The sequence below is a fragment of the Chitinophaga sp. NPDC101104 genome (assembly GCF_050277495.1).
Classification (GTDB): Bacteria; Bacteroidota; Bacteroidia; order Chitinophagales; family Chitinophagaceae; genus Chitinophaga.
The window spans coordinates 1,473,908-1,494,817 of sequence record NZ_JBNNSF010000001.1 but is presented as its reverse complement, the minus strand read 5'-3'; the positions used below and the strand labels follow the sequence as shown (position 1 = coordinate 1,494,817).

Here is a 20,910-nt window from a genome sequence, read left to right as displayed (position 1 = left end):
ATCTATTACATTACAGAGCGGGATACCATGTACCAGGTAGTACCGTCGGATACTACGGTTACGGTGAACCCGGGCTCGCTGATGATGACGGATGCGCGGCCGCTGATCTGTCCGCCGCTGGCAACGATGTGCAGCTGTGCGATCTCGTCGGCGATACGCTGTTCGCGGCGGATCATGTATACGCGGTTTTTCGCGTTGGCAGCTGCAGGAAGGGTGATGGTAGAAATAGGCTCTACTTCACCTACCGCACCGGTACCGCTGGAGGCACATTTCGCCACAACCATGTAGTCGTCGATACCAAGCGTATGGTCGCCGGGGGTGAGGATCCGGAAGGGAACGGACATAGAGCCGTTGATGTTCACCTTGGAACCTACCACCGCGTTGCCGCCGATGTTCAGGGTATCGAGGATGGTTTTCTGACCTTTGAAGGATTGTGTTTCCGTTGTTACAGTACCATTCGCGGTGGCGCTTGCGTCCGGAAGTTTGATGGTGATAGTGTTCGGAGCCGTTTCGATGGCGAAGCCGGTACCGGTTTTGTCTGCGATGAGGTTGATGTGGCCGTCTGTGGGATCAGCTTCTACGGATGCCGCGCCGACGTTGATCTTGGAGATACCGTTGAGGCGGTGGGCGGGGATCTCGACCGTTTCCAGGTTGAAATTATTCTGGTCGTTCAGAACGGCCATATGGTACGTTGCAGGTGTTGCCGTGCTGAAGGGCGTCGGATTGTTGAAAGTAAGTGCTTTATCGATGATCGTGTTGCCGTTCATGGTAGCATCGCCGGTTACGGTGAAAGTGCCGCCTACGGTGGTGTTACCGGTGATGGCTACGGTTTCGGCGAAAGTGGCCGGTTTTTCGAAAGCAGCGGTGCTTTTGAAAGTGGCCGCGCCTTCAGTAGTTACGGTGTTCTTGAACGTAGCTGCGTTGTTAAAGGTTTTTGCACCAGCGAAAACCTGTGCGCCCGTGCTCACGACACCGGCCGCCGTTGCAGATGCTTCGATCATATGCAGCACCAGTTTGCCTTCGTCGGCCCCGGTCAGGCGAACGATGCGCGCGCCCTGTTCGGTAGCGGTACCGTCGGATACGATGTTGCCCACGGAAATACCGTCTACAGATGTGATGGCCTGGAGTTTCTTCCAGTCATCGATCGTCATGAAACCGTATTGCTGTGTGGTGCCACCGATCATGATCGGCAGTTTCACGTCCAGCGTTTTGGAAGCGCCGGTGATCACCAGTTCTGCGATGTTATTGGTGGTTGCCGGAGAAATGCTCATCGTCAGGTTGCCCTGCAGGCCGTTTACGCCGGTTACGGAGGTGAGCGAGAGGTCTTTTTTCTGGATGAGGCCGTCTGTTCCGATGATCACTACCTGGTTGGAGCCGGCCGCAGCGTCGGGAACGTTCGCGTAGGGAACGGTGATGTTGCCCGTGGTGGGATCGAACCGCATTACTTCATTGTTATTGGCTTTGAAGATCAGCGGGAAAGCGTTGGTGGTACCGAGCCAATCGCCGGCGCTCACATCGTTTCCGGTCAATTTCCAGGGCCCGGCACCGCCCGCGTCGCCGGCCATTTTGGTCCATGCGGCTTTGGTGTTGCCGTCTGCGGTTTTCACGTAGAAACCGACACCTCTCGAATCGGCCGTGCCATCGTTTACATATACCACCATACCCGGCGTCGGGTTGCGGCTAACGAGGAGCTCATATCCGGTTTTGTTGAGGCGGGGCAGCAAGAGGCCCTTCCTGGCGCTCTCCAGTTCAAGTATGGCGTTAGCGTCTACTACCGCCGGGTCTCCCCCGATCTTGACCTGTGCCTTCACGCCGTCGTAAGAGAAAAATAACGCGAGGAATACACCCGCTATGCGTAACGACTTCTTCATAGGTAAAAGGTTAAAAAATATGCGTTTATAGAGATGAATTGAAAACCAAGTCCTTTCATAATTACTGTTCTGCCCCGACCCATTTTACGGGCGCATGCTAATCTTCCGCAATGTTACATATAAATTTTGATTAATATATCATTTCAATCATGTTTTTTATTTAATCAATATGTAATATGATTGGGAAATCATATATTGATTTGATAATCACTATAATTAAGGGCATAAAAAAAGCTGCCGGCTTATCGCCGGCAGCTGTATGATCGATTGACTTTTTTACGGTTTACGCTTCGGATTTCTCCGATTTGCTTTTGGAGGGGTTCTTCAGGGAGAACACCAGTTTCTGGTTTTCCTTGTCGAGATCTGCGATGAGGATATCCCCGTTGTGGATATTCATGTTGAGGATCTCTTCCGCCAGGGGATCTTCCAGGTATTTCTGGATGGCCCTGTGGAGCGGACGGGCGCCGAACTGCTGATCGTACCCTTTCTCGGCCAGGAACCCTTTCGCATCGTCTGTCAGTTCCAGGCTGAAGCCCAGGTTCTGCAGGCGAACGAGCACCCCTTTCATCGTGATATCGATAATGGTGTAGATGTCTTCCTTGCTGAGCGAGTTGAAGATGATCACATCATCGATACGGTTGAGGAACTCGGGAGAGAACGTCCGTTTCAGGGCTTTTTCGATCACCGCTTTGGTGTTCTCTTCTTCGTTCACCACACGGGCGCCGGTAGAGAAGCCCACGCCTGCACCGAAGTCTTTCAACTGGCGCACCCCGATGTTGGAGGTCATGATGATGAGCGTGTTCTTGAAGTCCACCTTCCGGCCCAGGCCGTCGGTCAGGATACCATCGTCGAGCACCTGCAGCAGGATATTATAGATATCCGGATGGGCTTTCTCGATTTCGTCGAGCAGGATCACCGAGTACGGTTTGCGGCGTACTTTTTCGGTGAGCTGGCCGCCTTCTTCATACCCGACATATCCCGGAGGCGCGCCGATGAGGCGGCTTACGGAGAATTTCTCCATGTATTCGGACATATCGATACGGATGAGCGCGTCTTCCGAGTCGAACATATACCGGGCGAGGGCTTTCGCCAGCTCGGTTTTACCGACACCGGTGGGGCCCAGGAAGATGAAGGTACCGATGGGTTTCTTCGGGTCTTTCAGGCCAACGCGGTTACGCTGGATGGCTTTCGTGACTTTGGAAATGGCTTCGGCCTGACCCACCACGGCGGATTTGAGGTCTTCGCCCATGCGGCGGAGCTTTTCGTTTTCTGCCTGCACCATCCGTTTTACGGGGATGCCGGTCATCATGCTCACCACTTCGGCGATCGCTTCTTCATCGATCGGGTAGCGTTTGTGTTTTACTTCTTCTTCCCACACGGCTTTGGCCTTTTCGAGGTCTTCGCCGAGTTTCTTTTCGGTATCGCGGAGGGCGGCGGCTTCTTCGAAGCGCTGGCTCTTCACGACTTTATTCTTTTCCTGCTTGATGTCTTCGATCTGTTTTTCGAGGTCGAGGATATTCTGCGGAACGTTGATGTTTTTGAGGTGGACGCGGGCGCCTACTTCATCGAGCACGTCGATGGCCTTGTCGGGCAGCAGGCGGTCGGTCATATAACGGTCGCTGAGTTTCACGCAGGCGTCGATGGCGTCGTCGGTGTAAGACACGTTATGGTATTCCTCGTAGCGCGGTTTGATGTTGTTGAGGATCTGGATGGTTTCCTCCACAGAGGGGGGATCTACCATTACCTTCTGGAACCGGCGGTCGAGTGCGCCATCTTTCTCGATGTACATGCGGTATTCGTCCAAAGTGGAGGCGCCGATGCACTGGAGCTCGCCTCTTGCGAGGGCGGGCTTGAAGATGTTGGAAGCGTCCAGCGAACCGGAAGCGCCGCCTGCGCCAACGATGGTGTGAATTTCATCGATGAACAGGATCACATCGCGGTTCTTTTCCAGCTCGTTCATGATCGCCTTCATCCTTTCCTCGAACTGGCCGCGGTATTTTGTACCGGCCACGAGGGCGGCGAGGTCGAGGCTAACCACGCGCTTGTCGAACAGCACGCGGGAAACCTTGCGCTGCACGATGCGGAGGGCAAGGCCTTCCACGATGGCGGTTTTACCTACACCGGGCTCACCGATCAGGATGGGGTTGTTCTTTTTACGGCGGGAAAGGATCTGCGAAACGCGTTCGATTTCCGCTTCGCGGCCCACGATCGGATCGAGGCTGCCGCTTTCGGCCAGTTTAGTGATATCACGGCCGAAGTTATCGAGAACGGGAGTTTTCGACTTGGTGTTGGTCTGCTTCTGTTTGGAAGCATAACTTTTGCGTTCGTCTTCGAACTCCTCTTCTCCGGGGTCATCGAATTCTGCTTTCGGATCGGCAGATTTTACGAAGCCCAGTTCGTTTTTAAAAGTATCGTAGTCCACGTCAAATTGTTGAAGGATTTGCGTACAAACGTTTTCTTTATTCTTGAGGATGGATAGCATGAGGTGCTCTGTTTCCACGGTGGGACTCTTCAGCGCCTTTGCTTCCAGCACGGTTACCCGGATCACTTTCTCTGCCTGGCGGGTCAGGGGAAGACTGTTGATGTTCGCAATGTTTTTGCCTGTCTTGTCTTTTATCGCCAATTCCACTTCCTTGCGTAACTCATACAGATCAACGTTCAGCGCCTGTAGGATTTTTACAGCCGTTCCCTCACCTTCACGAATAATACCCAGCAGCAGGTGTTCCGTACCGATGAAATCATTACCCAGTCGCAAAGCCTCCTCCCTACTGAACGTAATGATCTCCTTTACTTGCGGTGAAAAATTCTGATCCATTGTTTGTTGATTTTGTTAAACCCTTACGGGGGCATGCTTATACAATATTACCAAATTAAATTGGATTTACTTTTTATCCTTGCACATTATTGGTTAAGATTTACTTTTGCGCTGAAGGGCCTTGTTTGCTGAATATATCTACGAGAAGAGGGATGTTGACGATTGGGTGTTATTTACTTCTCCAGGTACGTTCTTCGACGGGTTTCCTTTTTGCCGAATCCTTTTTTTTATAATGTTTGTGATTGATAACATCCGCCGTATGCAATTCAAAATTGATACCAAAGAGAAAATACTGATTTTTAGGCTGGAAGAAGCCGCGTTGGATGCCAAAATGGCTGCAGAGCTCGAAAAGGAAGTGCTCGGCATCCCCGAACTGACCGGCCTCAACCTCGTGCTGGACCTGCATTCCCTGCAATCTGCCGATGCACGGGCGCTGGAAGCCATTTTTACAGTGTACCAGCACCGGTACGACCATGGCCTATCCGCCGCCGTTACCGGACTTAACAAGGTTTTAACAGCCGAGCTCTCGGAATTACACCCCGAAATGCTCAATATCGTGCCCACCGAATCCGAAGCCATCGATATGGTGATGATGGAAGACCTGGAACGCGAACTGCTCGGCGACGAATAAAATTTAACTACTGGCTCATGTTTGCGGTCACCATCCTCGGCAATAACTCGGCGATACCCACCCCGGAGCGGCACCCCACCGCACAGGTGCTCACGTATAACGATCAGCTCATGCTGATCGACTGCGGCGAGGGCACACAAACGCAGCTCGCCAAATACAAGGTGCGCCGCGGAAAGATCCGTTACATCTTCATCAGCCACCTCCATGGCGATCATTATTTCGGCCTGATCGGCCTCATCAACAGCATGAGCCTCCTCGGCCGCATCGAACCACTGACGGTTTTCGGTCCGCCGGGACTATGGGACATCCTCGAGCTGCAACTCCGCCATGCCGCCACCACCCTGCGTTTCGAGCTGCAATTCCAGCCGCTGACGCCAGAGTCGGCAGGCGTGCTTTTCCAGGACAAAGACATGGAAGTGTCCTGCTTCCCCACCCGCCACCGCATCCCCTGTTATGGCTTCGCTTTCAGCGTACAGCGCCGCAAGCGCCGCATCATACCCGAACAAACCCGCGCTTACGAAATCCCCTCCGCCTTCTTCTCCCACCTGGCCGACGGGGAAGATTACGTCCGGAAAGACGGGACCGTCGTAAAAAACGACTGGGTGACGCTGCCCCCGAACCGCGCCCGGCGGTACGTTTATTGCGCAGACAGCATTTACGACGAAGAACTGGTGCCCTGGCTGCAGGACGCCGACCTCATGTACCACGAAACCACTTATCTCGACGATCTCCGCCAGCGCGCGGCCGACCGTTACCATAGCACCACCGTCCAGGCCGCTACCCTGGCAGGAATGGCGGGCGCCCGGCGGCTCCTGATCGGGCATTTCTCTTCCAAATACACCGACCTGCAACCCTTCCTCGACGAGTGCATCCCCGTTTTTCCCAATACGGAACTGGCGCTCGAGGGGGCGACCTACATCATATAAACCTTAATTAAAATATAATTTATTCATAAAAGCAATACCTAAAATGGTGTATTGCAGGGGAAAAAGCATGCATTTATCTTTATGCATTAAATATTTTTCCTATAACATGAAACACGCAGCACTTACCCTCGTCGCAGCCGTTTGCATCGGCACTGCGGCTATGGCGCAGCAGACCGAAACGCCTGTCGACAGTACCATTGAATCAGCCCCAACACGGAAAGAGCGGTTACGCAACCTCCCGATGTACTCCAACATCGTGAAAACCAATCTCTCCAGTCTTACCCTCAACAACTACAGCCTTACCTACGAGCGCATGCTGACACGCAAGATCTCCGCGTCGCTGGGGTACCGTTACATGCCGAAAAGCGCCCTAACCAAGAGCATGCTCGGTGAAAACGTGATGGACCAGATCAAGGAAGACGGGGAAGACGATCTGCAAAGCCAGCTCGACAAGTTGCAGATGAGCGGCGGCGCCCTCACGGCGGAATTCCGCATTTACACCGGGAAGCGCCCCGGCGCCAGGGGCTTTTACGGCGGCATTTACGGCCGTTATAGCAAATTCAAGTACGATTATCCCTTCGATTACGAGAAACCGGACGGCTCCACCACCCTCGTGCCACTCAACGGCCATACCAAAGGCTTCGGCGGCGGCGTGATCATGGGCGGACAGTTCATGATCGCCAGGCGCGTGGTGGTTGACCTCTACATCATCGGCGCCCATTACGGCAAAATGACAGGTAAGGTGGAAGGGCTCACCGACCTCAGCGATCTCGACGAAGCAGACCGTGCAGAACTGAAGGCCGACCTGGAAGATCTGATAGACCTTGGCGGAAGCGAAAAAAACATCAAAGCCGACGTGCGCGACGACGGGGTGCGGGCAGACATCAAGATGCCTTTCCTGGGCGTTCGCGGGCTCGGACTTACCGTTGGGTTTGCTTTTTAGTTGATTATCCTGTTTAACCCTATACCCCGGGGCGCCTGGCAAGGGCGCCCTTTTTGCGCCATCCGGCCGCAGGTATAGCATGGGATATCGCACTTACGCATAACAAAAGGGCTGACGCCTGGTATAAAAACCGGCCGTCAGCCCTTCCGCTTTCCGGTGCAACCGGGTTAGTATGCGGAGAGATACTTTTTAATCTGTTGCTGGAGCGCTTCCGTGGCGGGAATAACCGGCAGGCGGAACACGTTTTCCATGATGCCGGCCTGGTGCAGGAACGCCTTGATGCCGGCGGGATTGTTTTCCGCGAACATGAGGTCGAAACCTTCGAGCATACGGTAATGCAGGTTGCGGGCCGTTTCGAAATCGCCTGCCAGCGCGGCTCTCACCATCGCCGGGAAGTCTTTCGCGAAGTAGTTCGCGGCTACGGAGATGACGCCGTCCATCCCGCAGGCCAGCTGCGGCATGGCAACGCCATCGTCTCCGCTGATCACCAGGAACCCTTTCGGTTTGTCGCGGATGATCTGCATGCATTGCAGCATATCGCCCGACGCCTCTTTCATGGCGATGACGTTTTCCACTTCGTGCGCGATGCGCAGGGTGGTTTCCGCCGTCATGTTACGGCCGGTGCGGCCCGGAACGTTGTAGAGAATGATGGGCTTGGGAGATGCGGCGGCGATGGCCTTATAGTGCTGGAAGATGCCTTCCTGCGTGGGTTTGCTGTAATAAGGCGCTACACTGAGGATAGCGGCGGCTTCGTCGAGCGGGCAGGATGCCAGCCGCTTCACGACATCGGCGGTGTTGTAGTCGCCAACGCCAACCACCACGGGCACGCGTTTATTCACCTTTTCGAAGGTAAAGCGGATCAGGTCGAGTTTTTCTTCGGAGGAAAGTGTGGGTGTTTCCCCGGTAGTGCCGAGGGTCACGACGTAGTCTACGCCCCCGGTGATCACATGATCGATAAGCCTTTCGAGGGCATTCCAGTCAATCGCTTCGCTGGCGGTGAACGGTGTCACCAATGCCACGCCGGTGCCCCTTAATTGTTCCTGTAACATATTTCAAATGGTCAATGGCCGCAGTGCTGCCTTACAAAATGCAAAGATTGTCAATTGGATTGATACCCGCAATACAGCTGCGCTCTTTTTTGCCGAACGATCGTCAATTTTGATCAACGTTCTTCGAAGAAGCCCATATTGGAAAATTTATCGATCCGTTGCTCGATACGCGTATCCGGGTCGATCTTTTTCAGTTCGGCCAGGGTTTCGATGAGGCGTTTCTTCAGGATCTCGGCCATTTCTTCGTGGTTGGAATGTGCGCCGCCGACAGGTTCGGGGATCACACCGTCTACCAGTCCGAACTGGCTCATGTACCCGGAAGTGAGCTTCAGCTCTTCCGCCGCTTTTTCCTTGAAATTCCAGCTTCTCCAGAGGATGGTGGAGCAGTTTTCGGGGGAGATCACGGTGTACCAGCTGTTTTCGAGCATGAAGATACGGTCGCCGATGCCGATGCCCAGCGCGCCGCCGGATGCGCCTTCGCCGATGATCACGCAGATCACGGGCACGCGGAGCTTCACCATTTCGAACAGGTTACGGGCGATCGCTTCGCCCTGGCCGCGCTCTTCCGCTTCCAGGCCGGGATATGCGCCCGGGGTATCGATGAGGGTGATGATGGGCTTGTTGAAACGCTCCGCCAGCTTCATCAGCCGGAGGGCTTTGCGGTAACCTTCAGGGTTGGCCATACCGAAGTTGCGGATCTGCCGCATCTTGGTATTCACACCTTTCTGCTGGCCGATGAACATCGCGGTTTCACCGCCGATTTCCGCGAACCCGCCAACCATGGCCTTGTCGTCTTTCACATTGCGGTCGCCATGCAGCTCCACGAAGTTTTCCGTCATTCTTTCGATGTACTCCAGTGTGTACGGCCTTTCGGGATGGCGGCTCAGCTGCACTTTCTGCCAGCTGGTGAGATTGTTATAGATCTGTTGCTTGGTGTCGATGATTTTCTGCTCGTACTCTTTCACGGTAGCGGAAACGTCCACGCCAGACTTCTCCCCGTTTTCCCTCAGTTTTTCCAGTTGTTCGTACAGATCCGCAATCGGCTTTTCAAAATCCAGAAATTGCATAAACAGTTTTAATAAAGGTTAAAGTACTTCATAAAGATAGTAAACCCTGTATTGCGCCCAATGGCTGTTTCGTACAGGGATCCGCAAAAAGTGACCTTCCCGGATGTTGCCGGCGGGTCAGGGGTGCAAATGTAGGATAATTCTCATTGAATCAAAATCCCTGCCGCGGAGGGCAGGGATTCATCATATAAAAAGTGTTGTGTTGCTGCGGGTTATCCGTTCCCGAAGGCGGCGGCCACTTTTTCCGCCCACCCCGCGTACACGGCCCCGGAAGGGTGCAGTTTGTCTTCGGCCACGCTTTCCGGCCGGCCGCCGGTAAGCCGGTAACTTTCCGTGATATTAATATATGGTATGCCCAATTTTCCGCTGATTTCGCGGCTGATGCCGTTGAACTCGTCGATCTGGTTGCAAATCGTATCCGTATCGCGCCCGGCGGCAAAAGGCGTCACGCCCCAATCCGGGATACTCACCACCACTGTTTTCCCGCCGCCTGCAAGCTCCAGCGCCCGGTTTGCCAGCCATTCGAATTCCTGGGCATATTCCGTTTCCGGCAGCCCGCGGTACTGGTTGTTCACCCCGATCAGCAGCGACACGAAATCGTACTTCGGCAGCAGCCGGGTGTTGTGTTGCAGGTGATGGATCAACTCGCCGGTGGTCCACCCCGTTTTCGCGACGATCTCCGGCGCCTGTACCTGCATGCCGGCCGCGCGCAGGAGCTGAAGCGCCTGGTACGGGAAGCTCTCGAACAGCGGAACGCCTTCGCCGATGGTGTACGAATCGCCGAGGGCGAGCCAGTTTTTGAAGGTAGTACTCATGCGAATGATTTTAAAACGTCGTGGAACCGGAGCACATCTGCATAGGAGCAATACAGCGGCGCGGGCGCCAGGCGGATCACGCCGGGCTCGCGGTAATCGCAAATGATCCCGTTTTCCATCATCCGCGCGTGGATCGCCTTCCCGTCTTTCGGGAAATACAGCGACAACTGCGCGCCCCTCTGCAGCGGATCGGCCGGGGTGATGATCTCGCAGGGCAGCGAAGCGTGGCCCAGCAGGAATTCCAGGTAAGCCGTGAGCCGGAGGCTCTTGGCCCGCAACGCGTCGATCCCCGCTTCCCTGAACAGTTCCAGCGAAGCTTTCAGCGCCACCATGTTGAAAACCTGCGCGGTACTGATCTGCCAGCCTGCTGCACCGGGCTTCGGGACGAAGCCCTTTTCCATCTTAAACCTCGTTTTTTCATCGTTCCCCCACCAGCCGCCGAGGCGCGGAAATGCGGGATCGCTGCCGTGCCTTTCATGCACGAAAAGCCCGCCGGCCGCGCCGGGGCCGCCGTTCAGGTATTTATAGGAGCACCATACCGCAAAATCAACGTTCCAGTCGTGGAGCCGGACGGGAATATTGCCGGCCACGTGGGCAAGGTCCCACCCCGCAAAGGCGCCCTGCCGTTGCGCAGCGGCGGTAATGGCGGGCATATCGTAAAACTGGCCGGTGTAATAATTGATGCCGCCCATGAGCACGAGCGCCAGGCTGCCGCCCTGTCGGGCGATCACGTCGAGGATATCTTCCGTGCGGAGGAGCTTCTCTCCTTCCCGCGGCGAAATTTCGACAAGGGCATCGTCCGGGTCCAGGCCGTGGAGGCGGACCAGCGTTTCGAGGGCGTATTGGTCGGACGGAAAAGCTCCGGCTTCCATCACGATGCGGTACCGCTCTTTCGTGGGGCGGTAAAAGCTCTGGAGGATGAGGTGCAGGTTAACGGTGAGCGTGTTCATGACGGTCACTTCGTCGGGCGAGCAGCCCATCATGCCGGATAGCGTTTCGTTGAAATTGGCATGATAGTAAAGCCAGGGATTTCTGGCGCGGAAGTACCCTTCCACCGCCAGGGCCCGCCAATCTTCCAGTTCCTGTTCAATGGCGCCGGCGACAGACCTGGCTTGCAGGCCGAGGGAGTTTCCGCAGAAATAAATTGCGTCTTTCCCCGCATGTTGCGGGAAGTGGAATCGGGATTTGAAGCCGGCGAGCCCGTCTTGCTGATCTGAGGCCGCGGCGAAAGTAACGGTTGGTTCAAATGCGGTATTCATGAAGGCAATATAACGAAAAAGGCTGCTCCGCAGATTGCCGGAAAGGACTAGCGGTTGTACACCTTCACTACAAACCCGCTCGTATCCGCCTTCACCGCCGCCAGCTGCTTATTGAGCTCCCTGACAGCCTTGCGGAAGAGGGTTTCCGGGATGCCGTCCTTTTCACGGCCGGTGAGGTATACGCGGAACGAAGTCCGGTGGCGGACTTGCGCCAGCATCATGTGCATGGCGGGAAAGGATTCGGAAATGGCGCCACCGATTTTCAGGGTGTCGTACAGGGGAATGCCGGTCATGACGTCGAACACGGGAAATTCCGACGAATCCACCGGCGCGCCGCCGCGGATGCGCGGCGGCGCGATGCGTTGCAGGGGGTCGTAGAAACGGATGAAAAGCTGGGCATCTGCGCTATCGTTCATGTTGAGGATGCTTCCCCGCATGGGTTTGACGGATCCGTCGCCGGCGATGATGACCGTTTGTATGCGGAAGGAATCCGGGTTTTCGATGAAGGCTTCCAGTTCCCGGTTGGCTTCCGTATGGCGGAAAGCCGCGATGCCGGTGGGGTCAGACACGTTGATATCCGGCAGCAGCTCGGCGCGGGCGGCCGTATCGTTCGTATAGAGGAAATGGGCGCCCTGGCGTTTGAGGTATTCGCTCATCACGGCTTTGGCTTCCCCGATATTGCTTTGGTACTTTTTTTCCTGTTGCGCCGCGATTTGGGCGAAGTTGATCTCGTCGCGTTTGAACCAGTCTTTCCCGCAGGTCCTGACGAGTGCCAGCAGCGCGAATGCCGCGCCGATGGGGATGACAAGGGCCGGTTTACGGTTGCGCTTCACGACTTTCCGGAGTTGCTCCGACGCCGGGGCTTTTTCGTACGACAATGTGGAGGGGCGAACTTGTACCTTCGGTGCCCAGGCGTCCATTTTCAGCGAAAGGTCGGCGGTGAACCGGAGGAACGTTTCCGCGTCTTCCACGGAATTGTAGATGCTGCCTTTGCTGGTGATGCGCCAGGTCAGTTTACGGCCGCTGTTCAGTTCGATGCGCATCGACGGAGGGTCCATGAACAGGGAGCTTCCTTTCACCGCTTTGATTTCATTGAATGGCACGCGTCCGAAAAACGCGGACGTGAAACCGGAATTGTCCAGCGAAATCTCGTCATGCGCCTTTCCTTTCGTGAATAATAAATAAAAGCCGATGACGATGGGGGCGATGACGGAGGCGATGATCAGCGCGACATTGTCTCCCGTCAGCAGAACGGCCGGGACCATGCAGGCGACGGGTGCCAGCACGACCAGCCACACGTACCGCAGGGCTTTGGGATGTTGGAATTTGAATGAGTACAGGTGCATATCGGGTCCGGGAGCGTCAAAAATAAACGCTCCCGGCGAATTTCGGGTTTTATTTCCCGGCGGGGTATCCCTGGGTCCGGGGATTTATGTGACTGAAGTCACCATCACGGTGTGCGAATTGGCCCATATTTGCATCATGAAACGAATTTTTTCGCATTGGTCTGCCGGACGATGGATCAGGCTGGGTGCCGGAGCGACCATTTTTATTTACAGTATGCTTATGAAGGAATGGCCCCTGGCCATTTTCGGCGGTCTGTTCGCGCTGATGGCGGTACTCAACGCCAGCCCCTGCGCTGCCGGCAGTTGCCGGGTGCCCGAAAACCGGGCGCGCCGCTAAAATTACGATGCATTGTTTCCGGGGGGAGACAAGTGTAAGGGTCTGCCAGTTGCGCGGGCCCTTTTTTTGCTCCCGGCACCGGCATCTCCTATCCCCCGAAAACTGATTTTTATCATACCTCCCGCCCATGCTGCATTTCAGCGGAAAATCCATTTTATAATTAAGGACTTTTTTGTCTTTTATTAAAGCATTTCCCCGTAGCTTTGTGCTGTTTTTCCGGCTCCTATTAAGGACAAATATGTATTTATTTAACATCGACAAACAATTGACCATGACACACCTGGAACAAGCCGTTATCGGCCAGCTCGTATCCGGCAATTATCGCACAGCCGCCGTTTTCAGCAAATACCGGATCGACTTCTGCTGCAACGGCAACCGCACCATTGAAGAAGCCTGTGCTCAAAAGAAAATCGACATTTCGGCCGTCACCGCAGACCTGGCGGAAGTGCTCGGCGTTCAGCCCGAGACCGGCACGGATTACAACACCTGGGAACCCGACGTACTGGCCATTCACATCGTAGACCGGCACCATGCCTACGTCGCCAGCCAGATCCCCGTTCTACAGGCTTATCTCCATAAACTGTCGAACGTACACGGCGGCGCGCATCCCGAGCTCGTCCGCATCGCGCAGCTTTTTAATGAAAGCGCCGCGGAACTGACCATGCACATGAAGAAAGAGGAGCTCGTCCTTTTCCCGTACATCCGCCAGATGGTGGTGGCCCGGGAAAACGGCACATCGGCCGCTCCGGCGCATTTCGGCACCGTGGCCGGGCCTATTTCCATGATGATGCACGAGCACGACCAGGAAGGCGAACGATTCCGCCAGATCCAGCAACTGAGCGGCGATTACACCGTTCCGCCGGACGGATGCAATACTTACCGCGTGACCTATGCGCTCCTGAAAGAATTCCAGGACGATCTGCACCTCCACATCCACCTCGAGAACAACATCCTTTTCCCGAAAGCGGCCGACCTGGAAAATGGGTCCCGGCCAGCCGGGAAATAGTTACCACAGCGCCGCCGGATACGATCTATATCATGAAAACCGGGGCCGCCGTTGCCGAGTGTCATCAAAATCGTTGACGGCCGTCATGAAGGATGCATATACCGATTCAGACCTTTGAACCAAACAAACAACATCATGAAACAGCTCAGGTACCTCTTCATCTGCACCGTGGCCATCGCAATTGCGGCAGCCGGGTGCGGGGGCGGACAGGAAAAGGCCGGCGAAGAAAAAGCCCCGGCCTCCGAAACACCCGCCGCAGACAATAATGCCGCGGCCAGCAACGCCGCAGACCCCAAAGGCATCGGCAAATTCAAGGACGTGCAGCTCACCCACCCCCTGGATGAAGCCATGGCCCAAAAAGGACTGGAAATCGCCGAAGTAAAATGTACTTCCTGCCACAAAACCACCGAAGAAAAACTCGTAGGGCCCGGCTGGAAAGGCGTTACCGACCGCAGAACCCCCGAATGGATCATGAACTTCATTACCAACGTGGATGAAATGCTCGACAAAGATCCGGAAGCACAGGCCATGCTGGAAATCTGCATGGTCAGAATGCCCAACCAGAACCTCTCCGACGACGATGCCCGCGCCGTACTGGAATACATGCGCAAGCTCGACGGCAAGAACTGATAATTTTCATTCCCGTTAATATACTTTATTATGAAACTTTCTCCCTTACTCCTGGCCGCAGCCGCCGCGCTGACCGTCCAGAGCTGCAAGATGAAGAGCACCGAATCGGCCGTGGGTGGCGATGCCGCCGCACGTACGTACGTGGCTCCCGGCAAATACGATGAGCTGTACAATTTCGTTTCAGGAGGCTTCTCCGGCCAGGTTGCCGTGTACGGCCTGCCTTCCGGCCGCCTGCTGAAAGTGCTGCCCGTTTTCTCGGTGAACCCCGAGAACGGTTACGGCTACAGCGAAGAAACCAAACCCATGCTGAACACTTCCCACGGCTTCGTTCCCTGGGACGATCAGCACCACCTGGCGCTTTCGCAGACCAATGGCGAGCACGACGGCCGCTGGCTCTTCGCCAACGCCAACAACTCGCCCCGCGTGGCCCGCATCGACCTGAAAGCGTTCAAGACCATGGAGATCATCGAGCTGCCCAACAGCGGCGGTAACCACTCCTCCCCCTTCCTCACCGAAAACACCGAATACGTGATCGCCGGTACGCGCTTTTCGGTGCCCGTAGGCAACGCAGAATCGCCGCTGGACAATGCATCCTACAAAAAGAACTTCAAAAGCACCGCGTCGTTCATCGGCATCGACAAAAATTCCGGTCACATGAACGTGGCCTTCCAGATCATCCTCCCCGGTATGGACCTCGATCTGAGCCGTGCCGGCAAAGGCCCCAGCCACGGATGGTTCTTCTTCTCCACCTACAACACCGAACAGGCCAGCACCCTGCTGGAAGTGAATGCCTCGCAGAAAGACAAAGACTTTATCGTGGCGGTAAACTGGAAAAAGGCGGAAGAATACGTGAAAGCCGGTAAAGCCAAAAAAATGGCCACCGAATACTATCACAACACCTTCAACGAAGAAAACCACACCGCTACTTCCGAGATCATCAAGGAAGTGCTGACCCTGGACCCGGAAGAGCTCAAAGACCTCGTGTACCTCATCCCCTGCCCCAAATCGCCGCACGGCTGCGATGTGGACCCTTCCGGCGAATACATCGTGGGCTCCGGCAAACTGGCCGCGCTCATCCCCGTTTTCGCCTTCCAGAAATTCGTGAAAGCGATCGAAGACAAAGCGTTTGAAGGCGAATACAACGGCATCCCCGTTATCAAATACGAAGCGGCGCTCCACGGCGAAGTGCAGAAGCCCGGCCTCGGCCCCCTGCACACCGAATTCGACGGCAAGGGCAATGCGTACACGTCCTTCTTCGTGTCTTCCGAAATCGTGAAATGGAGCATCAAGGACCTGAAGGTGCTCGACCGCGTGCCGACGTACTACTCCATCGGTCACCTCATGGTACCCGGCGGCGACACCAAAAAACCCTACGGCAAGTACGTGGTGGCTTACAACAAAATCACCAAAGACCGTTACCTGCCTACCGGTCCGGAGCTGGCACAAAGCGCGCAACTGTACTCCATTGAGGGCGACAAGATGCAGCTGCTGCTCGATTTCCCCACTATCGGCGAGCCGCACTACGCACAGGCCATCCCGGCGGAGAAGATCAAAGACCAGAGCGTGAAGTTTTTCGACATCTCCAAAAACAAGCACCCCTATGTGGCCGCCGGCGAAAAAGCGACGAAAGTGGAACGTAAAGGCAACGAGGTTCATGTGTACATGACGGCTATTCGCTCCCACCTTACCCCGGACAATATCGAAGGCGTCCAGGCGGGCGACGAGGTGTATTTCCACATCACCAACCTGGAGCAGGATTGGGACATCCCCCACGGCTTCGCCATCAAGCACGCCGCTACGGCGGAACTGCTGGTGATGCCCGGCGAAACTTCCACGCTGAAGTTTACCCCCACCCAACCGGGCGTTTATCCCTTCTACTGCACCGACTTCTGTTCGGCGCTGCACCAGGAAATGCAAGGGTACCTGCGCGTTTCCCCGAAAGGAAGCAACGTACCGCTGAAATGGCATACCGGTGGCACGGATTCCACCACCGCCGTGGCAGCAAAATAATTACAAAACCCCGGCAGTACGTTTCCCCGGAAACGTACTGCCGTCCTTACCACCAGTTATGAACAGAAAATTAAGCGCGTTCGGGAAAGTCAGCATCATACTGGCCATCGGCTGCATCGTGATGCTCTGGACCGTGCCCATGTGGCGGATCGATCTCGCTGCGCCGCAATACCCGGAAGGGATTTCCATGCAGATATGGATCAACGACGTGAAGGGCGACGTGGAGATCATCAACGGCCTGAACCACTACATCGGCATGAAAACCATCCACAAAAACGATTTCAGGGAATTCGTGTACATGCCCGTGGCCCTGGGCGCCTTCTGCGTTTTGGGGCTGCTGGTGCTCGTTTTCAACCGGAGGACCTGGTTCTACGCGTGGACGGGGCTCCTGCTGCTCATCGCCGCCGCATCCATGTACGATTTCTGGAAATGGGAATACGACTACGGGCATAACCTCGACCCCACGGCTCCCATCAAAGTACCGGGCATGGCGTACCAACCGCCGCTCATCGGGTACAAGAAGATGCTGAACTTCGAAGCCCTTTCCCAACCTGATATCGGCGGATGGTTCTTCATCGCGGCCGCTTTATTGCTTACCAGCGCAGCCTTTTACGAATGGCGCCGCGCAAAAAAACAAAGATTATGAAGCTATATTTTCCGGCACTGATGCTCCTGCTGCTGCTCGCCAGCGCCTGCGGCAGGAAATACGAACCCATCGCATACGGGAAAGACGCCTGCGCACATTGCAAAATGACCATTATGGACAAGCGGTTTTCCGCAGAGATCGTGAACCCGAAAGGCCGCGTGTTCAAATTCGACGACATCGCCTGCCTCCGCGGGTTCGACATCGAACCGGGAAGCCTGCTCTTCGTCAATGATTATTCCGGCGAGGGAACGGGACCACTGCTTGCCGAAAAAGCCGTTTTCCTTCACCACGAATCGTTCAAAAGCCCCATGGCCGGAAACTTCCCCGCTTTCGCGGACGAAGCCGCGGCCACCGCGCTCAAAGACAGCCTCGGGCTCGATTTCCTCACCTGGGAAAAATTGCCATGACCATTTTCCGTACCATATTGATTTTTCTCCTCCTCCCGATGGGGCTTTCCGCCACGGTGATCCGCACCGGGCCTGACAGCCTTCTCCAGCACGCGCTCGACAGGACCCGGCCGGGCGATACGGTGATCGTGGCGCCGGGGCATTACCTGCAGCACGAGATCGTTATCCGTACACCCATCACCCTCATCGGGGAAAACTTCCCCGTGTTCGACGGTGAAAACAAATACCAGCTTTTCGTAATTGCCGCCAGCGGCGTCAGCATGCAGGGCATTACCGTGCAGAACACCGGCCGCAGCAGCATGGTAGACATGGCCGGCATCCGCCTCCAGAACGCGGCGCGCGTGAGGGTCAGTAATTGCAAAGTCCTCAACACCACCTACGGCATTTACCTCCAGAACAGTAAATACTGCGTCATCGAAAACAACGAGATCCGCTCTTCCGCTACCGACGAGCTGCAGGCCGGCAACGGCGTGCACGCCTGGAAGTCGGATTCCCTCCTCATCCGTGACAACAACATCTCCGGTCACCGCGACGGTATTTACTTCGAATTCGTCACCGGCTCCGCCATCATCGGCAACGTTTCCACCAACAACGTGCGCTACGGCCTGCATTTCATGTTTTCGCACAACGACGGTTACAGCCGCAATACTTTCCGCCACAACGGCGCGGGCGTTGCGGTCATGTATTCGAAAAAAGTGATCATGACGGGCAATACCTTCAGCGAACATTGGGGAGACGCGTCGTACGGCATACTCCTGAAAGATATTTCAGACAGCAGGATAGAACATAACACCTTCGAACGGAACACGATGGGCGTGTACATGGAAGGGAGCAGCCGCATCCACATCGCGCGGAACACTTTTTCCGCCAACGGCTGGGCCATGCGCGTGCAGGCCAGTTGCGAAGGGAACACCATCGAAACGAACAATTTCCTCGACAACTCCTTCGATGTGGCCACCAACGGCACGCTCATGCTCAACGCCTGGCGGAACAATTACTGGGACAAATACGAAGGGTACGACCTCAACCGCGATGGCACCGGCGATGTGCCCTACCATCCCGTGAGCGTCTATTCCATCCTTTCGGAAAGGATCCCTTCCACCATGATCCTTTACAGGAGCTTTCTTACCAACATCGTGGACCAGGCGGAAAAAATCATGCCGTCCATCATCCCCGACCAGCTGCGGGACGATTCACCTCAAACGAAAAAATGGAAGCTATGATCCGGATAGAAAAACTGACGAAGTCTTTCGGCAAATTCAAAGCCCTCGACGGGATCGACCTTTCCCTGGAAAAAGGACAGGCCGTTTCGCTGCTCGGGCCCAACGGTTCCGGTAAAACGACCCTCATCAAATCCATCCTGGGCCTCGTCATCCCCGAAAAAGGGAACATCATCATCAACGGCCAGCCCATTCGCAACAATCCCGCCTACCGCGCCCACATCGGCTACATGCCGCAAATCGGGCGGTATCCGGACAATATGACCATCGAACAGGTGCTGCATATGATCAAGGATATCCGGAATGGCCAATCGGTGCTGGACGAAGAACTGTACGATAGTTTCGGGCTGGACAAGATCAAACATAAAAAGATGCGCACGCTTTCCGGCGGAACGCGCCAGAAAGTGAGCGCATGCATCGCCTTCCTCTTCTCGCCCGATGTTTACATCCTCGACGAGCCTACCGCCGGGCTCGACCCCGTGGCCAACGAGATCCTGAAAGACAAGATCGCCGCCGAATGCGCGCGGGGAAAGCTCGTGCTCATCACGTCGCACGTCCTCAGCGATCTCGACGGCCTCACGAGCCACATCATTTACCTGCAAGACGGAAAGCTGATGTTCCACCGGTCCATCGAACAACTGCAGGAACAAACCGGCGAAACGAAACTCAATACAATCATCGCAAAAATTCTCACGCATGCGGACCGTAAGCAAATATGTATTCCTTGACCTGCTGAAGAACCGGTCGATCCTCGTATACACCGCCGTGCTGGCCGTTCTGAGCTTCACCTTGCTGGGGCTCGACGGCGGCAGCGCCAAAGGGTTGCTGAGCCTGCTGAACATCACCTTGCTTTTTGTGCCGGTGATCACCACCCTCTTTTCCGCGATCTATTTTTTCAATTCACTGGAATTCATCGAGTTGTTGCTATCCCAACCCGTGAAGCGGACAAGGATCCTGTTGTCCGAATACGGCGGGATGGCGCTGTCGCTTTCCGCGGCGTTCGTAGTGGGCGTGGGTTTCCCGCTGACGGTGCTGTTGCCGGTTACGGCATCTTTCGTGCTGATCATGACGGGGGTATTGCTCACGTTCATTTTTACATCGCTGGGGCTGTTGATTTTCGTGCTCTCGCGCGACAAGACCCGCGGCATCGGGGCGGCCATTATCGTATCGCTGTTTTTTACGTTGCTGTTCGACGGGTTGATGATGGCTTTCATTTTCACCTTCAGCGATTACCCGATAGACAGGGCCGTGGTGGCGATGGTGGGGCTGAACCCGGTAGACCTGGCGCGGATCCTCATGTTGTTGCAGCTGGACGTGGCGGTGCTGATGGGCTATTCGGGCGCCCTGTTCAAGGAGTTCCTCGGTTCGTCTACCGGCAGTTTGTACGCGGTAGGCTGCCTGGGGCTGTGGACGGTGGTGCCGTTGTGGCTGGCGTTGCGGATATTCCGGAAAAAAGATCTTTGATCAGGCTTTCTTTTTGGGCGGCCGGTTGTTGATGACGATTTTGCCTTTGGCGGATTCTTCGGCCAGCGCCTGGATGGTGGTTTTTTCGAACATCTGTCGGAGTTGCGCCTTGATGGCGCGGTATTGGTCGTGCATGGGGCAAGGGCGGGATTCGGAGCATTCCTTGAGGCCGAGCACGCATTTGGTGATGATGCCATCTTCCCCTACGGCTTCGAGCACGGCGCGCACGGGGAGCTTGCGGGCGGCATCGGTGAGGTAGAAGCCGCCGTTGGGCCCGCGGACGGAGCTGACGACGCGGTTGTTTTTGGTCAGCAGCTGGAGGATCTTGGCGGTGAAATATTGCGGAGAATCGATCGCCTTGGCGATTTCGTCTATTCCGAGCTTATTGTCTTCCGAGCCTTTCAACGCGATGTAGATAGTGGCCCGGAGCGCATATTCCGCAGATTTGGACAGCATAGTGGCGTTCGA

The 20,910-nt window shown here is 55.5% G+C and carries 20 protein-coding genes; 12 read left to right on the top strand and 8 right to left on the bottom strand.

The window, feature by feature from the left end:
• Nucleotides 1-5: 5 nt before the first annotated feature.
• Together ACQKLP_RS06145 and ACQKLP_RS06140 are read right to left on the bottom strand one after the other, a co-directional pair.
• Nucleotides 6-1,871 (bottom strand): hypothetical protein, encoded by a 1,866-nt coding sequence (locus tag ACQKLP_RS06145; protein ID WP_427321061.1) that lies wholly within the window; start codon nt 1,869-1,871, stop codon nt 6-8.
• A 283-nt stretch (nt 1,872-2,154) separates the two neighbouring features.
• On the bottom strand, nt 2,155-4,686 hold the full coding sequence (locus ACQKLP_RS06140; protein WP_427321059.1) for an ATP-dependent Clp protease ATP-binding subunit: 2,532 nt from the start codon (nt 4,684-4,686) through the stop codon (nt 2,155-2,157).
• A 259-nt stretch (nt 4,687-4,945) separates the two neighbouring features.
• Between ACQKLP_RS06140 and ACQKLP_RS06135 the strand changes: the two genes are divergently transcribed.
• The 3 genes from ACQKLP_RS06135 to ACQKLP_RS06125 all read left to right on the top strand — a co-directional run bounded on the left by ACQKLP_RS06135 (nt 4,946) and on the right by ACQKLP_RS06125 (nt 7,186).
• Nucleotides 4,946-5,317 (top strand): STAS domain-containing protein, encoded by a 372-nt coding sequence (locus ACQKLP_RS06135; RefSeq protein ID WP_427321057.1) that lies wholly within the window; start codon nt 4,946-4,948, stop codon nt 5,315-5,317.
• Nucleotides 5,318-5,334: 17 nt separating this feature from the next.
• Nucleotides 5,335-6,243, top strand: a complete 909-nt coding sequence (locus ACQKLP_RS06130; RefSeq protein WP_427321055.1) for a ribonuclease Z — start codon at nt 5,335-5,337, stop codon at nt 6,241-6,243.
• A gap of 106 nt (nt 6,244-6,349) precedes the next feature.
• Entirely contained in the window at nt 6,350-7,186 is an 837-nt protein-coding gene (locus ACQKLP_RS06125) for a hypothetical protein (RefSeq protein WP_427321053.1), read from the top strand.
• A 167-nt stretch (nt 7,187-7,353) separates the two neighbouring features.
• On the opposite strand, the gene dapA is transcribed toward ACQKLP_RS06125, so the two are convergent.
• The 5 genes from dapA to ACQKLP_RS06100 all read right to left on the bottom strand — a co-directional run bounded on the left by dapA (nt 7,354) and on the right by ACQKLP_RS06100 (nt 12,722).
• Nucleotides 7,354-8,235: a 4-hydroxy-tetrahydrodipicolinate synthase gene (dapA, locus tag ACQKLP_RS06120; protein ID WP_427321051.1), complete on the bottom strand. Its 882-nt coding sequence runs from the start codon at nt 8,233-8,235 to the stop codon at nt 7,354-7,356.
• 113 nt (nt 8,236-8,348) lie between these two features.
• Nucleotides 8,349-9,302: an acetyl-CoA carboxylase carboxyltransferase subunit alpha gene (locus ACQKLP_RS06115; RefSeq protein WP_427321049.1), complete on the bottom strand. Its 954-nt coding sequence runs from the start codon at nt 9,300-9,302 to the stop codon at nt 8,349-8,351.
• 212 nt (nt 9,303-9,514) lie between these two features.
• Complete coding sequence (locus tag ACQKLP_RS06110) at nt 9,515-10,117, bottom strand: SGNH/GDSL hydrolase family protein (protein ID WP_427321047.1); 603 nt, start codon at nt 10,115-10,117, stop codon at nt 9,515-9,517.
• Nucleotides 10,114-11,376 carry a kynureninase gene (gene kynU, locus ACQKLP_RS06105; protein ID WP_427321045.1) on the bottom strand — a complete coding sequence of 421 codons (1,263 nt, stop codon included), beginning with the start codon at nt 11,374-11,376 and terminating at the stop codon, nt 10,114-10,116. Before kynU ends, ACQKLP_RS06110 begins: the two co-directional genes overlap by 4 nt.
• Before the next feature lie 47 nt (nt 11,377-11,423).
• Nucleotides 11,424-12,722 (bottom strand): hypothetical protein, encoded by a 1,299-nt coding sequence (locus ACQKLP_RS06100; protein ID WP_427321043.1) that lies wholly within the window; start codon nt 12,720-12,722, stop codon nt 11,424-11,426.
• Between the two features lie 136 nt (nt 12,723-12,858).
• Here ACQKLP_RS06100 and ACQKLP_RS06095 point away from each other — a divergent pair, with 136 nt between their 5' ends.
• The 9 genes from ACQKLP_RS06095 (at nt 12,859) to ACQKLP_RS06055 (ending at nt 20,442) form a co-directional block, all read left to right on the top strand.
• Nucleotides 12,859-13,059, top strand: coding sequence for a hypothetical protein (locus ACQKLP_RS06095; protein ID WP_427321041.1), 201 nt, complete (start codon nt 12,859-12,861; stop codon nt 13,057-13,059).
• A gap of 271 nt (nt 13,060-13,330) precedes the next feature.
• Complete coding sequence (gene ric / locus ACQKLP_RS06090) at nt 13,331-14,065, top strand: iron-sulfur cluster repair di-iron protein (protein WP_427321039.1); 735 nt, start codon at nt 13,331-13,333, stop codon at nt 14,063-14,065.
• A gap of 135 nt (nt 14,066-14,200) precedes the next feature.
• Nucleotides 14,201-14,695 (top strand): c-type cytochrome, encoded by a 495-nt coding sequence (locus tag ACQKLP_RS06085; protein WP_427321037.1) that lies wholly within the window; start codon nt 14,201-14,203, stop codon nt 14,693-14,695.
• A gap of 30 nt (nt 14,696-14,725) precedes the next feature.
• Nucleotides 14,726-16,705, top strand: a complete 1,980-nt coding sequence (gene nosZ, locus ACQKLP_RS06080; protein ID WP_427321035.1) for a Sec-dependent nitrous-oxide reductase — start codon at nt 14,726-14,728, stop codon at nt 16,703-16,705.
• Nucleotides 16,706-16,763: 58 nt separating this feature from the next.
• Entirely contained in the window at nt 16,764-17,351 is a 588-nt protein-coding gene (locus ACQKLP_RS06075) for a hypothetical protein (RefSeq protein ID WP_427321033.1), read from the top strand.
• Nucleotides 17,348-17,758 carry a nitrous oxide reductase accessory protein NosL gene (locus tag ACQKLP_RS06070; protein WP_427321031.1) on the top strand — a complete coding sequence of 137 codons (411 nt, stop codon included), beginning with the start codon at nt 17,348-17,350 and terminating at the stop codon, nt 17,756-17,758. Before ACQKLP_RS06075 ends, ACQKLP_RS06070 begins: the two co-directional genes overlap by 4 nt.
• Nucleotides 17,755-18,981 carry a nitrous oxide reductase family maturation protein NosD gene (locus ACQKLP_RS06065; protein ID WP_427321029.1) on the top strand — a complete coding sequence of 409 codons (1,227 nt, stop codon included), beginning with the start codon at nt 17,755-17,757 and terminating at the stop codon, nt 18,979-18,981. Before ACQKLP_RS06070 ends, ACQKLP_RS06065 begins: the two co-directional genes overlap by 4 nt.
• Nucleotides 18,978-19,706, top strand: coding sequence for an ABC transporter ATP-binding protein (locus ACQKLP_RS06060; protein ID WP_427321027.1), 729 nt, complete (start codon nt 18,978-18,980; stop codon nt 19,704-19,706). The genes ACQKLP_RS06065 and ACQKLP_RS06060 overlap by 4 nt, the downstream gene beginning before the upstream one ends.
• On the top strand, nt 19,675-20,442 hold the full coding sequence (locus ACQKLP_RS06055; RefSeq protein WP_341843149.1) for an ABC transporter permease subunit: 768 nt from the start codon (nt 19,675-19,677) through the stop codon (nt 20,440-20,442). Before ACQKLP_RS06060 ends, ACQKLP_RS06055 begins: the two co-directional genes overlap by 32 nt.
• Here ACQKLP_RS06055 and ACQKLP_RS06050 read toward each other — a convergent pair whose 3' ends face one another.
• Complete coding sequence (locus ACQKLP_RS06050; RefSeq protein WP_427321025.1) at nt 20,443-20,898, bottom strand: RrF2 family transcriptional regulator; 456 nt, start codon at nt 20,896-20,898, stop codon at nt 20,443-20,445.
• Between the last annotated feature and the right edge of the window lie 12 nt (nt 20,899-20,910).